Source organism: Salinicola salarius, from assembly GCF_003206135.1.
GTDB classification, from domain to species: domain Bacteria; phylum Pseudomonadota; class Gammaproteobacteria; order Pseudomonadales; family Halomonadaceae; genus Salinicola; species Salinicola salarius.
In genome coordinates this window covers 247880-261460 of record NZ_PZJT01000006.1, presented here as the reverse complement: position 1 = coordinate 261460, position 13581 = coordinate 247880, and the positions used below count along the sequence as shown (strand labels likewise).

Below are 13581 nucleotides of genomic sequence, written 5' to 3'. Positions count from 1 at the left end.
CAGGTCGGAGCGTTTGACGCCCCCACTGTAGCGTTCGCCACTGACGAAGCCTAGCTTGACGATCGCCTAATTGTTGCCGCGCGCCGGCTGGGTCAACCTCTGACCATTGATAGAAGACACATCATTAGCGATGCCCCGACATCGTTGGACATTCACGGAGGAGAGCGACATGGCGACCAGCGACGACAAGGCGGTCAGCAACAATGCGCAGGCGCTGGCAGGACTCAAGGTGGTGGAGCTGGGCCAGCTGATCGCGGGGCCTTTCGCCAGCAAGTTGCTGGGAGAATTCGGCGCGGACGTGGTCAAGATCGAGCCGCCGGGAACGGGCGATCCGCTGCGCAAGTGGCGCGTGCTCAAGGACGACACCTCGCTGTGGTGGCACGTTCAGACCCGCAATAAGCGCTCGCTGGCACTCGATCTGCGCTCCGAGGAGGGCCAGGAGGTCGTGCGGCGTCTGGTCGACGAGGCGGACATCGTGATCGAGAACTTCCGCCCCGGTACCCTCGAGAAGTGGGGCCTGGGGTGGGAGACGCTGAGCGAACGCAATCCCGGCCTGATCATGGTGCGTATCTCAGGCTACGGCCAGACTGGCCCCTATCGCGATCGCCCGGGATTCGGCGTCATCGGCGAGGCGATGGGCGGCCTGCGCTATCTTTCCGGCCACCCGGACCAGCCCTCCGTGCGGGTGGGCATCAGCATCGGCGATTCGCTGTCCGCGCTGTACGGCGTGATCGGCGCCTTGCTGGCGTTGCAGGAGCGTCATCGTAGCGGGCAGGGGCAGTATATCGATGTCGCGCTCTACGAATCGGTGTTCGCGATGATGGAGAGCCTGATTCCCGAATACGACGGCGCCGACGTGATCCGCGAGCCCAGCGGTAGTGCCTTGCCGGGCATCACGCCCTCCAATGCGTATCCCTGTGCTTGTAAAGAGAGTGCGGGCGGCGAGTACGTCCTGATCGCCGGCAACGGCGACAGCATCTTCAAGCGGTTGATGACGGCGATCGGCCGCCAGGATTTCGCCGACGATCCGCGCTTCGCCCACAACGATGGCCGCAGCCGCCATGCCGAACTGATCGACGGGGCGATCGCGGACTGGACTCGGCAGCACGAGCGCGACTACGTGCTCGACGTGCTGGAGAGCGCCCACGTGCCGGTGGGCTATCCCTATACGGCAAAAGACATAGTCGCCGATCCGCACTACTTGGCGCGGGAGATGATCGAGACCATTCGGCTGGGTGATGGTGAATCGCTCAAGGTGCCTGGCGTGCTGCCCAAGCTGAGCCGCACGCCGGGGCGGATCGAGGGTGGCGGCCCAGCGTTGGGGCAGCATACCCAGGATGTGCTCGATGAACTGGGTATCGACCGCGAAACCCAGACGAAAATGCGCGAAAGAGGAGTGATCTGATGACCGATTCGATGATTGATTCGATGACCGGGACGAACACCCAACCCGGCGTCACCATCAATGATGTGGCGCCGCGAGACGGCCTGCAGATCGAATCTCGCTTCGTGCCGACGGAAGAGAAGATTCGGCTGATCGATGCGCTGTCCCGTACCGGACTGGCCAAGATCGAGGCGACCTCGTTCACCTCGCCCAAGGCGATTCCCAACCTGCGTGACGCCGAAGAGGTCATGCGCGGGATCGAGCGCGTGCAGGGGGTCGACTATGTCGTGCTGGTGCCCAACGAGAAGGGGGCCGAACGCGCGCTGGCCTGCGGCGTCGACGAGATCAATCTGGTGCTGTCGGCCAGCGACAGCCATGGTCGCGCCAACCTGCGCATGACGGCGGAACAGTCGCTCGAACGCTTCGCCAATATTCTCGAGATCACCAAGGGTAGCGAGGTGTTCGTCAACGCCTCGATCTCGACGGCCTTTGGCTGCCCGTTCGAGGGCGATGTACCGTTCAAGCGAGTGCTTTCGATCACCGAAAAGCTGCTGGCGCTGGGCGTGCAGGGAATCTCTCTCTGCGATACCACCGGCATGGCTAACCCGCGCCAGGTCGCCGATCTCTGCCGCGAGACGCTGAGCCGCTGGCCGTGGCTGCCGGTGACGATTCATCTGCACAACACGCGCGGCATGGGGCTGGCCAATGCGCTGGTGGCGTGGCAGAACGGCATTACCCGGTTCGACGCCTCGCTGGGCGGCCTGGGGGGCTGTCCGTACGCGCCCGGCGCCACCGGCAACGTCTGCACCGAAGATCTGGTTCACATGTTCGCGCAGATGGGCGTCGATACCGGCGTGGATCTCGAACGGCTGATCGCCGCCGCGGAGCTGCTGCCGGCGATGATCGGCCACGACGTGCCGGGCCAAGTGGTCAAGGCCGGCACCTCGGACCGGCGCTATCCGCTGCCGGATTCCGCTCGAGCGTAAGCCGACTGGTGCAGTCTCGACTAGTGACAACCACAACGGGTGCGCAGTCTCAACTGGTGTGGTGATAGCCTCAACGGGTGTGCAGCCTCGACGGGTGCGTAGTCTCTCAACAATAGCCTCGACGGGCGATTACGCCGCTACCGCATCGCGGTCGTGAACCAGGCGCCCGTTGGCCCAGGTTGCCGCGACCGTGCGGTCGTCGCCCAGCATCATCATCGCGAACAGGCGCTCCGACAGGGTCTTGGTCTGCGACAGGCGGCGCGCCATCAACGGCGTGGATTCAGGGTCGAGAACGACGATATCCGCCTCGAACCCCGCCTGCAGGCTGCCGATCCTGTCATCCAGGTGCAATGCCCGCGCGTTGCCGAGGGTGAGACGGTAGAACCCTTGCCAGCCGGTCAGCGCCTGGCCGAGTAGGGCTCCTACCTGATAGGCGCCCTGCAGAGTGCCGAACCCCGAGAGCGAGGTGCCGCCGCCGACATCGCTGGCCAGCGACGTCGCGAGCCCCGCGTCCCGACACGCCAGCCGGTCCATCAACCCGCTGCCCAGAAACAGGTTCGAGGTCGGGCAGAAGGCGACGTTGGCGCCACGCTGGGCCAGCCGGGCGCGCTGATCGTCGTTCAGGTGAATGCCGTGGGCGAAGGTGCTGCGCGGCCCGACCAGATCGTACCGCTCGTAGACATCGAGATAGTCCCGGCTTTCCGGGAACAGCTCTGCCACCCAGGCGACTTCGCCGCGATTTTCCGACAGATGCGTCTGCAGATAGAGATCCGAGGCGTTGCGCAGCACGCCGCCGACGGCGTCGAGCTGCTCGCGGGTGGAGGTCGGCGCGAAACGTGGCGTCAGGGTGTAGCTAAGCCGATCGCGGCCGTGCCAGTCGGCGATCAGGCGTTCGCTGTCGCGTACGCCGCCCAGCGTGTCGTCGGTCAACGCCTCCGGGGCGTGGCGATCCATCAGCACCTTGCCGGCGATCATGCGTAGCTGGCGACGCTGGGCGGCGCTGAAGAAGCTGTCGACCGACACCGGATGCGAGGAACAGAACACCTGAGCGGTCGTGGTGCCGACGCGCAGCATCTCGTCGAGGAACCGCTCGGCGCCGGCCTGGGCATAAGCGGCGTCGGCAAACCGGCATTCGGCGGGGAAGGTGTAGTCGTTGAGCCAGTCGAGCAGCTGGCGGCCGTAGGACGCCATGATGTCGAGCTGCACGTAATGCACGTGGCTGTCGATGAAGCCCGGCATCATCAGTTTGTCGCGGTAATCGACGATCTCGATGCCCGCCGGCAGCCGGTCGGCCAGCGTCTCGAAATGGTCGACGGCCTGGATATGGCCATCGACGATCCAGATCGCGCCATCCTCGAGATAACGCGTGGTATCGGGCAGCGGCGTCGCCTCCTCGCCGGGATCGCCGAGGCAGGTGAACAGGGGGCCGCGGAGCAGGCGTTGGTGCGTGTTCATGATCTCTACCTATGATTTTCGACCGAAGATTCCCGGTCGTGTCGCTCAGTGTCGAGCGGCTGAAAAGGTGTGACGCAGGGTTTCCGGTGCGATGCCGCGCTGCGCCGACTTGTTCGAGGGTCGGGGCTGGGCCAGCAGTTCGGCGGCGACGCTGATCGCGATCTCCCGCGGGCGTTTGGTTTCGGTCGTGCCCAGGCCGATCGGGCAGCGAACCCGAGCCAGCGCGGCGTCGTCGAACCCGGCGGCGGTGAGCCGCGAGCGGAAGCTGGCCCATTTGCTCTTCGAGCCGATCATGCCGATGGAGCTCAACGCCTCGCGACCCGGGTTTTCAGGCGATAGCAACGCCGCGATCAGATCGCGGTCCTGAGCGTGATCGTGGGTCATTATCAGCACATGGCTGGCGAGTGGAATGGCCGCGACGGCCCGTGCCACACCTTCGGCATCCGGTGATAGCCGCATGGGCCGCACGCGGGCGGGATAGCCTTCATGGTCATGGTCATGCTCATGCTCGTCCTGAAGCGGAAACGCCTCGGCCCGGCTGTCGTACCAGTTGATGCGCCAGGGTAACGGCGCGAGCAGTTCCACCAGCGCCTGGCCGACATGCCCCGCGCCGAACAGTGTCAGGTGGCTTTCGGCGCCGACGAAGACTTCGATCAGCACATGCACGAATCCGCCGCAGCACTGTCCGGAGCGCCCACCCAGCGGGAACGCTTCGAGATAGGTGCCGGACGAGACGGGCGTCGTTGCCAGATGCTGGCGGGCGATCTCGATCACCTGCTGTTCGAAGTGGCCGCCGCCCAGGGTGTCAATCACGTCCCTCGGCGTGACGACCAGCTTGGCACCGGGCTCTCGCGGGGTCGAGCCGGCGGCGCCGACCACGCTGGCCAGCGCATGGGGCGTCCCGCTCTCCTGCAGCCGATGCAGCGCGGCGTGCCAGCTTTCGTGCTGATCCCGGGCTTCGAGAGAGCCGCCAGCGCTCATCGCGACGCTCCGGCGTTCGGATCCTTGGTTCGCAGTGCTTCGGCTCGCAGCGCTTCGGCCGCCATCAGCACGCGTTCCGGCGTGGCGGGGGTGTCCAGCGGCGGGCTGACACGATAGTCGGCAAGGCTCGACAGGGCGTCGCGCAGTGCCGACCACACCGAGATGCCGAGCATGAACGGCGGCTCGCCCACGGCCTTGGAGCGATAGAGGCTGGCCTGGGAGTTGGGATGGCCTTCGAGCAGTTCGACGTTGAAGATCGGCGGCAGGTCACCGAAGGTCGGGATCTTGTAGGTGGCGGGGCCGTCGGTGAGCAGGCGGCCCGCGTCGTTCCACTTCAATTCTTCGCTGGTCAGCCAGCCCATGCCCTGAATGAAACCGCCCTCGACCTGGCCCAGATCGATCGCCGGATTGAGCGAGTCGCCGACGTCGTGAAGGATATCGACGCGCTCGACGCGGTATTCGCCGCTCAGCGTATCGACACTCACTTCGCTGACCGAGGCGCCGTAGGCGAAGTAGTAGAACGGCCGGCCCTGACCGCTATCGCGATCGTAGTGAATCAGCGGGGTGGAATAGAAGCCGGTCGCCGACAGCGAGACCCGGCCGAGATAGGCGGCCTGGATCAGTTCTCCCCACGATACCGCGGGCGTCACCGCGCCGACGTCGGAGACGAGTTGCCCATTCTCGAGGCGCAGCCCTTCGCGATCCAACTGATAGTGCTCGGCGGCGAAGTCGAGCAGGCGCTGGCGGATCTGGGTCGCGGCATCGCGCGCGGCCATGCCGTTCAGGTCCGCGCCGCTGGAGGCCGCCGTGGGCGAGGTGTTGGGCACCTTGTCGGTGCGCGTGGCGCTGATTCGCACCGATTCGAAGTCGATACCGAGTTCCCGGGCGACGACCTGGCACACCTTGGTGTGAAGCCCCTGGCCCATCTCGGTGCCGCCGTGATTGATCATCACGCTGCCGTCGGTATAGACGTGAAGCAGGGCGCCGGCCTGGTTGAGATGCTTGGCGGTGAACGAGATGCCGAACTTGACCGGCGTCAGCGCCAGCCCGCGCTTGATCACGGCGCTGTGGCGATTGAAGGCACGAATCTCCTCCCGCCGCTGCCAGTAATCGCTGCTGCGTTCCAGCCGCTCGATGATCTCCACCATCAGTGGATGCTGGTCGACGTGCTGGCCGTAGTGGGTGGTGTCGCGACCGCTGCGATAGAGGTTGCGCTTGCGCACGGTCAACGGATCTTCGCCGATGTGGCGGGCGATATCGTCCATCGCCCGCTCGACGATCATCATGCCCTGGGGGCCGCCGAAGCCGCGAAACGCCGTGTTCGATGCCGTATGGGTGCGGGCGCGATGGCCGGTCACCCGCGCGGCGCCCAGCGAGTAGGCGTTGTCGGCATGGAACATGGCGCGGTCGACCACCGCTTCGGAGAGATCCGGCGAATGGCCGCAGTCGCCGATCAGGGTCATCTCGCCGCCGATGATCACGCCGCCGTCGTCGAAACCCAGCCTATAACGGTTGTGGAACGGGTGACGCTTGCCGGTGGCGCGGGTGTCGTCGGCACGCGGCAGGCGCAGGCGGATCGCCCGCCCGGTGCGGCGTGCCAGCAGTGCCGCCATGCAGGCCCACGGCGCGGCCTGGGTTTCCTTGCCGCCGAAACCGCCGCCCATGCGCCGGTTCTCCACCGTCACGGCATGAAACGGAATGTCGAGCACCTCGGCGACCAGCTTCTGGGCCTCGCTGGGGTGCTGGTTGGAGGTATAGACGGTGACGCCTTCGTCTTCGCCGGGCACGACCAGACAGGCCTGGCCTTCCAGGTAGAAATGTTCCTGACCGCCGACGAACTGCTCCGCCTCGAGCACGTGGGGCGCGCTTTCCAGCGCCTGCTGCCAGTCGCCGCTGACCTGCACGTGCGTCGGGCGCACGAACTCGCCGGCGTCGGCGGCGGCAACCGGATCGAACCGGGGCGGCAGTGGCTCGATCTCCACGACCGCGGCCTTCACCGCGCGGCGCGCTTCGAGATAGCTGGTGGCGGCAACGGCGAACAGCGGCTGGCCGACGTAGCTCACTTCCTCGTCGGCGAACATCGGATCGCCGGGGAAGACCGGGCCGATATCGCGATGCCCCGGGATGTGCTGCGCGGTGATGACGTCGATGACGCCGGGCATTTCCCGCACCGCGCCGAGATCGAGCCGCGTCACCCGGCCGTGGGCCACCTCGCTCAAACCCACCATGGCGTGTAGTGTGCCGTGCGGCGCCGGCAGGTCGTCGATGTAGCGGGCGCGTCCGGTGACGTGCTTGATGCCGCTTTCGTGGGCCTGGGCGTGGTTGACGTCATGTCGCTTCGGGCTCGGTGAGACGGTATCGCGCGCTACCGGTTCGTCGCCTTCGAGGCGGCCGATCTCTCCGTCAGTGACCGTCGATTCGGATTCGATCCGAGGCGCCAGCGAGGGTTCGGTCATCGGCGCTTGCTGCGTCTGGTCCGCTCCGGCCGTGGCGCGCGAATCCATGGTTTGCAAATCCGCGGCACGCGAAGCATTGAAGACCCGCTTAGTGAGCGTACGCATCGAGAGTGACCTCCTGCATGGGCGTGGTCGAATCGGTATTGGCGAGCGTCAACCGCCAGCGTTCCAGCAGATTGGTGGCCGCAGTCAGGCGATAGTCGCGGGAGCCGCGGGCGTCGCTCATCGGCGCAAGCGACTCGCGCAGTGCCTGCTTGGCGGCATCGAAGGTCTCTGCGTCGGGTTTCCGGCCTTCCAGCGCGGCCTCGACGGCAGTCACTCGCAGCGGTATCGCTGCCATGCCGCCGTAGGCGACACGCACGTCGGTCGGAACGCCGTCTTTCAGTCGCCAGCGGAACGCCCCCAGCAAAGTCGAGATATCGTCTTCACGCCGCTTGGAAAGCTTCCAGACGCGTTGCTCGAGATCGGCTTGCGGCTTTGGTAGATAGATGGCAGCGACGCATTCGCCCGGTTCGAGCGCGGTCTGCTTGTAATCCAGGAAGAACGATGCGAGCGGCAATTCGCGCACGCCTTCGGGGCCGGCCAGCCGCAGCCTGGCATCCAGCGTCAGCAGCACGGGCGGGGTATCGCCGATCGGCGAGGCGTTGGCGATGTTGCCGCCCACGGTGCCTCGGTTACGGATCTGGGCCGAGCCCAGCCGGGTCAGCAGATGCGCGAACGCCGGATAGTGTTCGGCCAGCAGCGGCTCCCACTCCCGGTAAGTGACCGCCGCGCCGATCCACCAGCCGTCGGCGGTTTCCTCGATCTGGCGCAGTTCCTTGACCTGGCGCAGATCGATCAGAGTCTCGAAATGCTTGAGCCGCTGGGTGACCTCGAGCCAGAGATCGGTGGCGCCAGCCACCAGCCGGGCGTCGGGGTGACGCTGCATCGTGTCTATCAGGTTGGACAGCGTTGACGGAGTGAGATAGCGCGCCTGGCTCTTGCTGTCCTGGCTCTTTCTGTTCTGATTCTTGCTGTCCTGACTCGTGCTATCCACTAACGGCGCCAGATGGCGGATCTCGCGTTCGAGTTCGGGATCATCGGCCCAGGGCGGGCGAGTGTCGGGGCGCTCGCCCATGCTCAGGGCGGCGTCTCGAATGGGCCGGTAACCGGTGCAGCGGCACAGGTTGCCGCCCAGGGCCGCTTCCAGGCGATGGTCGTCCAGCGGCTTCCGTGGCGCCGGTGTGGCGCGCTGCTGTTCGTGCAGCGCGAACAGCGACATGACGATGCCGGGGGTACAGAATCCGCATTGGCTGCCGTGGCAGGCGACCATCGAGGCTTGCGACGGGTGCAGCGCGTCACCGCGAGCGAGACCTTCGACGGTGATCAGGTGCGTGCCCTGAAGCTGATGCGCAGGCGTTATGCAGGCGTTGACGGTGCGGTAAACGAGCGGCTGCCGGTCATCTTCCGGGGCGGCGATGGCGACGGTGCAGGCGCCGCAGTCGCCGGAAGCGCAACCTTCCTTGGTGCCGCAGTGCGAAAGCGGTCCGCGCAGCAGTTCGAGCACGCTCGTGTCGGGCGCGGCGGCCACGCGTTGACGTTGGCCGTTGAGAAAGAATTCGATCATCGGAGGTCTGCCGTTGTCATTGTACGGGTCGCCATTCGACGCCGGGACGAAGACCGGCGACCTTGCAGGGAAATCCTGACCGATCGGTCAGCTTTTGTCAGCCTCTTTGATTCTGCCGCTCTTGGCAAGCTCTCTTTTCGCGACCTGGCAGGGCGCCGTCGGCAGACAATCGTCTGGATTCAGCATAGCATCGGCGTCGGTTATCTTGTGGCGAGGAAATGGCCAGGCGACCGCGGGTCTCCGTTCAAGCGTTTTATGGTCATTTCCAATGAACGACGAATAACGCAGCAACGCGGTTCACGCTGAAACGTCAACGGATCCTAAGGAGCCCAGGTGGGCAATCACAATCTTCCCGAAGCCACGGTTCGGGAGCGCAACGAACAGCGCATTTTCGATGCGGCGGAGAGTGTATTCGCCCGGCATGGCTACCGTGGTGCGAGCATTCAGGCGATTGCGTCGGCGGCCGGCATTCCGAAGTCGAACGTTCTGTATTACGTCGGCAGCAAGCGGCGGCTCTACATTACGCTGCTGGAGCGCACGATGTGGCGCTGGAACGAGATGCTGAGCGATGTCAGCGCCGACGATGATCCGGCGGAGGTGCTGGAGGCTTTCATTCGCAGCAAGATGCGCCTGAGCCAGACCCACCCGCAGAGCTCGCGACTGTTCGCGAGCGAGATACTTCAAGGGGCGCCGTTTCTGAAGGAATCGCTCTTCGGCACCATGCGGGAATGGGTGGAATCCCGTACCCAGGTTTTCCGCGAGTGGGCGGAGCGAGGGTTGATGGATCCGGTGGACCCGGTGTGGCTGATTTTCCTGATCTGGTCGGCGACGCAGCACTACGCCGACTTCGAAACGCAGATCGTCGGCATCACTCAACGCGAAGCGCTCGACGCCGAAGATTTTCGGTCGGCCAGCGACTTCCTGTGTCAAGTCATCTTGAAAGGCTGCGGCGTCCGCCGGCGTGATGCATCGACACTGTGATCGGCGCGTGAATGTATCGTGCGGGGGGCCGCGGATGGCTATTCGGCATTGCCGATGACGAGGATCATCAGTACGGAAAGAGTGGAATGACAAGAAGAGTGATAAATCAAGAAAGCGCAAAGCCAGGAACTGGAGCAAACGCGGGAAAGCAGGAGAGAGTCGAAGCGGGAAAGCAGGAGAGAGTCGAAGCGAAACCGGTGAAAGCGAAATCGATGCAAGGTGAATGGGTAGATCACCGTTCGATCCGAAATCGGAAGCGAGTCCATTCGCACTCAACTTCCTGTCGAGTCTCAACCTTGAGGGCCGGCAACGTCCTGTTGCACTGCGGTCGATCCCTGGATGCTGTCCCTAGTCGCATTCCGTGCGAACTCGGATCATCCCTGAAGGTGCGTCCTTGCTGCAGCGGCATCCTGCCATCCGCAGTTTATACGAGGTTCGATCCATAAAGCGAATAGGAAATTTTAAGAGAAACATTAAGTTACAAAGAAATACGTTCAATTTCCGATTTTCTGAACAGCCTTTTTCGAGCTTTCTACAAGCCCTTGTTTCCAGACTAAAATCGCGAATCGAACGCGACGCTCCGGATGAGCGCAATGACGGTCTTTCCCGCTTCCAGTTGCATTTCGTCACAAGCCTGGCGGGTGAGCCGGGCGCGTAGCCGCTGCCGGCCCACACGCAGCCGCACTTCGCTGGCACTCGGTGCCTGGGGCGATGGCTCGATCGCCTCGATCACGGCACTGAGACCGTTGCGATAACTCGTCCCCTCGGGCATGACATGGGCAAGCGCCACATCGCGCACGCCGACGCGCAGGCGTATCGGCGTGCCGGGCGGCTGTTCGATTGCCGGAATGCGCAGCGTCTGGCCATCGTCGAGGGCGACCCGTGTCAGCGAATAGTGGCTGTCATGGTCGACCACCTTGGCGCTGAGGCGTGTGGCGGCGTCGAAGCCGCCCAGCCGGTCGGTCAGATCCAGCCGCATCATCAGCTCGTCCAGCTGACCATGAGCCGTCAGGCGCCCCTGCTCGACGAGAGCCAAGTGATCGGCTATCGCCGAAATCTCCGCGGTGTCGTGACTGACGTAGACCACCGGAATGTCGATTTCCCGGGTCAGGCGGACGAGATAGCGCAACAGCTCCTGCTTGCGCTCGCCATCCAGCCCGGTCAGCGGTTCGTCCATCAATAGCAGACGAGGCTGGGTCAATAGCGCTCTGCCGATAGCGACGCGCCGCGCCTCGCCGCCGGAAAGGGTGCCCGGCAGACGTTCCAGAAGATGCTCGATGCCCAGCAGCGATACCAGGTCATCGAAACGCGGACGAGCGCTCGGCGGCATGCCATAGGTGAGATTGCTGCGGACCCGATAGTGCGGAAACAGCCGCGCCTCCTGAAACACGACGCCCAGCTGACGCTTGTGGATCGGCACGTGAGTGCGATTCGCGATGTCGGTCAGGGTGCGCTCGCCGAGCCGGACGCGACCGGCATCGGGACGGTCGAGACCGGCAATCAGCCTCAGCAGGCTGGTCTTGCCGCTGCCCGACTGGCCGAACAGGGCCGTCACGCCGCTGGCCGGCACCGAAAGCGAGATATCCAGGGCGAAGTCCCCCAAGCGCTTCTGCACGTGGCATTCCAGGGCATCGGCGCTGCTCATCGGTCGCGTTCCTCGAGGCGAAGCCTGGCACGGCGGGCCAACCATTCCGACGCGATCAGCGAGAGCATGGCGATCACGATCGACAGCACGCAGAGTCTGGCGGCAGCGGCTTCCTTGCCCGGCGTCTGGATCAGGGTGTAGAGCGCCAGCGGCAGGGTGCGGGTTTCGCCCGGGATGTTCGAGGCAAAGGTGATGGTGGCGCCGAATTCCGAGAGCGCGCGTGCGAACGCCAGTACTGTGCCGGTCAGCAACCCCGGTATTGCCAGCGGCAGCGTGATCGTGAACAGCACTCGCCATCGATTGGCGCCCAGCGTACCTGCGGCGGCTTCCAGCTTGGGATCGACGGCCTCGAGCGAGAGCCTGACCGCGCGGACCAGCAGTGGAAACGCCATCACGCCACCAGCGACGGCGGCGCCTTGCCAGGTGAAAGGGAGCGAGAAGCCGAATCCCTGATACAGCCACTGGCCCAGCCAGCCGTTGCGCCCCAGCGAGAGCAGCAGCAGATAGCCCACCACCACCGGTGGCAGAACCAGCGGCAGATGCAGCAGGCCGTCGAGCAGCGCCTTGCCGCGAAATTCGTGACGCGCCAGCAGCCAGGCGACGGCGATGCCGGGGATCAGGATCCAGCCGACAGCGCTGCCGGCGATCTTCAGGCTGAGCACGATCGCCTGCCATTCGGCGTCGGAGAGCGCCATCGCCTCAACTAGCATCCAGGCCTCGGGTCTCAGTTGGCGTCGACGGGCGTAAAGCCGTAGCGGGAGAAGATCGCCAGAGCGTCATCGCCGGCCAGCCATTGACGGAACGCGTCGGTCGCGTCGCTCGGTGCCGGATTCACCACGGCGAGCGGATAGGTGATGGGGTCGTGGCTGTCGTCAGGGAAGACGCCGATTTCCCTGACTCGGTCGCTCGCCTTGGCATCGGTTTCGTAGACGATTCCGAGCGGCGCTTCGTCGCGTTCGACCAGCGCCATCGCGGCGCGCACGTTGTCGCCGTTGGCCAGTCGCGGTTCGAGGGCGTCCCATTCACCGATCGACTGCAGTGCCTGTTTGGCATAGAGGCCGGCCGGTACGTGGCTGGTTTCGCCCACCGACAGCCGCTCGCCGTCGCCGAGCCGAGAGGCGATGGTGATATCACCGCCCGGCGTGAAATCCGCGATGTCACCGGCGGCGGGGGCGATCAGCACCAGCCGGTTGCGAAGCAGATCCACGCGCTCGTCGACCGGCACGTTCTGCTTCTCGAGCCAGTCCATCCACTGTTCGTTGGCGGAAACGTAGATATCGGCGGGCGCGCCATTGGCAATCTGGCGCGCGAGCGTCGAAGACGAGGCGTAGATCGGGACGATGTCGACGTCGTGATCGGATTCGTAGGATCGGATCGCCTCGTCCATGGCATCGGTCATCGATGCGGCGGCGTAGACCTGAACCGGCTCGTTGTCGGCATGAGCGGCAAGCGGCATTGAGAGCACCAGCGCCAGAAAGCAGAAGGACGTTTTGCGGACCGATGAAGTCACGATTTTCTCGCTCACGTTTTTTCGCTATGTATGAATGGAAATAACGGGAAATCACTATAGCCGTCGGTGTCGCGACGGTCGAGGAAAAATCGGGCGGCACGGCGCTCAATCGGGTTCGGAGTCCGAATCCGGCTTCGACTCGGCAAGCGGAGGCGGCTCGGCCTGGTGGCGGGTAGCGAGGCTGTCCAGCAGGGCTCGGCCGCTGGCATGTTCCGTCAGGTCCGCGGCCAGCTGGCGGTAGTGGCAGATGATCTCTCGGCCCAGGTCGGTCAGCGTGGCGCCACCGCGCTGGGTGCCGCCGGTGGCGGTATTGACCACCGGCGCTGCCAAGTGGCGGTTCATGGTATCGAGCAGTTGCCAGGCCTTCTTGTAGCTCAGACGCATCTCGCGACACGCCGCCGCGATCGAGCCGTGTCGCTCGATCGCTTCCAGCAGGTCGATCTTGCCGGGGCCGATCACGATCTCCTTGTCGGCGACCAGGCGAATCTGAAGGCGTGGCGTGGGGTGGTGCGTACGGGTCATGGCGATATACCTGGCATGCGAAGCGGCCTTTCTGGCGTGAGCCGAAGGTTGTAGC

At 64.8% G+C, this 13581-nt stretch carries 11 protein-coding genes; 3 read left to right on the top strand and 8 right to left on the bottom strand.

All coding sequences use genetic code 11. The features are described 5' to 3' along the window. Positions 1-169: 169 nt before the first annotated feature. Both DOM32_RS07710 and DOM32_RS07705 read left to right on the top strand, forming a co-directional pair. A complete protein-coding gene (locus DOM32_RS07710; RefSeq protein WP_110632899.1) occupies positions 170-1405 on the top strand; it encodes a CaiB/BaiF CoA transferase family protein in 1236 nt (411 codons plus the stop codon). After that, positions 1405-2370 (top strand): hydroxymethylglutaryl-CoA lyase, encoded by a 966-nt coding sequence (locus DOM32_RS07705; RefSeq protein ID WP_244179849.1) that lies wholly within the window; start codon positions 1405-1407, stop codon positions 2368-2370. Before DOM32_RS07710 ends, DOM32_RS07705 begins: the two co-directional genes overlap by 1 nt. A gap of 129 nt (positions 2371-2499) precedes the next feature. On the opposite strand, the gene guaD is transcribed toward DOM32_RS07705, so the two are convergent. Genes guaD through xdhA form a run of 4 tightly spaced genes read right to left on the bottom strand, consistent with a single transcriptional unit; the run spans position 2500 to position 8868 of the window. Then, positions 2500-3825 carry a guanine deaminase gene (guaD, locus tag DOM32_RS07700; protein WP_110632896.1) on the bottom strand — a complete coding sequence of 442 codons (1326 nt, stop codon included), beginning with the start codon at positions 3823-3825 and terminating at the stop codon, positions 2500-2502. Between the two features lie 45 nt (positions 3826-3870). Further along, positions 3871-4806, bottom strand: a complete 936-nt coding sequence (gene xdhC / locus DOM32_RS07695) for a xanthine dehydrogenase accessory protein XdhC (RefSeq protein WP_110632893.1) — start codon at positions 4804-4806, stop codon at positions 3871-3873. Further along, positions 4803-7367 carry a xanthine dehydrogenase molybdopterin binding subunit gene (gene xdhB / locus DOM32_RS07690; RefSeq protein ID WP_420876615.1) on the bottom strand — a complete coding sequence of 855 codons (2565 nt, stop codon included), beginning with the start codon at positions 7365-7367 and terminating at the stop codon, positions 4803-4805. The genes xdhC and xdhB overlap by 4 nt, the downstream gene beginning before the upstream one ends. After that, a complete protein-coding gene (gene xdhA / locus DOM32_RS07685) occupies positions 7351-8868 on the bottom strand; it encodes a xanthine dehydrogenase small subunit (protein WP_110632890.1) in 1518 nt (505 codons plus the stop codon). Before xdhA ends, xdhB begins: the two co-directional genes overlap by 17 nt. Positions 8869-9201: 333 nt before the next feature. On the opposite strand from xdhA, the gene DOM32_RS07680 reads away from it, so the two are divergent. Beyond that, entirely contained in the window at positions 9202-9849 is a 648-nt protein-coding gene (locus DOM32_RS07680; protein WP_110632887.1) for a TetR family transcriptional regulator C-terminal domain-containing protein, read from the top strand. Positions 9850-10402: 553 nt separating this feature from the next. Here the strand turns inward: DOM32_RS07680 and modC are convergent. The 4 genes from modC to DOM32_RS07655 all read right to left on the bottom strand — a co-directional run bounded on the left by modC (position 10403) and on the right by DOM32_RS07655 (position 13526). Next, a complete protein-coding gene (modC, locus tag DOM32_RS07670) occupies positions 10403-11494 on the bottom strand; it encodes a molybdenum ABC transporter ATP-binding protein (RefSeq protein ID WP_110632881.1) in 1092 nt (363 codons plus the stop codon). Further along, positions 11491-12204 (bottom strand): molybdate ABC transporter permease subunit, encoded by a 714-nt coding sequence (gene modB / locus DOM32_RS07665; RefSeq protein ID WP_244179848.1) that lies wholly within the window; start codon positions 12202-12204, stop codon positions 11491-11493. Before modB ends, modC begins: the two co-directional genes overlap by 4 nt. Before the next feature lie 14 nt (positions 12205-12218). After that, complete coding sequence (gene modA, locus DOM32_RS07660; RefSeq protein WP_244179847.1) at positions 12219-13004, bottom strand: molybdate ABC transporter substrate-binding protein; 786 nt, start codon at positions 13002-13004, stop codon at positions 12219-12221. A 105-nt stretch (positions 13005-13109) separates the two neighbouring features. Further along, complete coding sequence (locus DOM32_RS07655; RefSeq protein WP_110632875.1) at positions 13110-13526, bottom strand: winged helix-turn-helix domain-containing protein; 417 nt, start codon at positions 13524-13526, stop codon at positions 13110-13112. Between the last annotated feature and the right edge of the window lie 55 nt (positions 13527-13581).

Coding starts and splice junctions, on each gene's coding strand:
- modB (WP_244179848.1), bottom strand. CDS start 12,204: ATGCTAGTTGAGGCGATGGCGCTCTCCGACGCCGAATGGCAGGCGATC.
- modC (WP_110632881.1), bottom strand. CDS start 11,494: ATGAGCAGCGCCGATGCCCTGGAATGCCACGTGCAGAAGCGCTTGGGG.
- DOM32_RS07655 (WP_110632875.1), bottom strand. CDS start 13,526: ATGACCCGTACGCACCACCCCACGCCACGCCTTCAGATTCGCCTGGTC.
- DOM32_RS07705 (WP_244179849.1), top strand. CDS start 1,405: ATGACCGATTCGATGATTGATTCGATGACCGGGACGAACACCCAACCC.
- xdhB (WP_420876615.1), bottom strand. CDS start 7,367: ATGCGTACGCTCACTAAGCGGGTCTTCAATGCTTCGCGTGCCGCGGAT.
- DOM32_RS07710 (WP_110632899.1), top strand. CDS start 170: ATGGCGACCAGCGACGACAAGGCGGTCAGCAACAATGCGCAGGCGCTG.
- guaD (WP_110632896.1), bottom strand. CDS start 3,825: ATGAACACGCACCAACGCCTGCTCCGCGGCCCCCTGTTCACCTGCCTC.
- xdhC (WP_110632893.1), bottom strand. CDS start 4,806: ATGAGCGCTGGCGGCTCTCTCGAAGCCCGGGATCAGCACGAAAGCTGG.
- xdhA (WP_110632890.1), bottom strand. CDS start 8,868: ATGATCGAATTCTTTCTCAACGGCCAACGTCAACGCGTGGCCGCCGCG.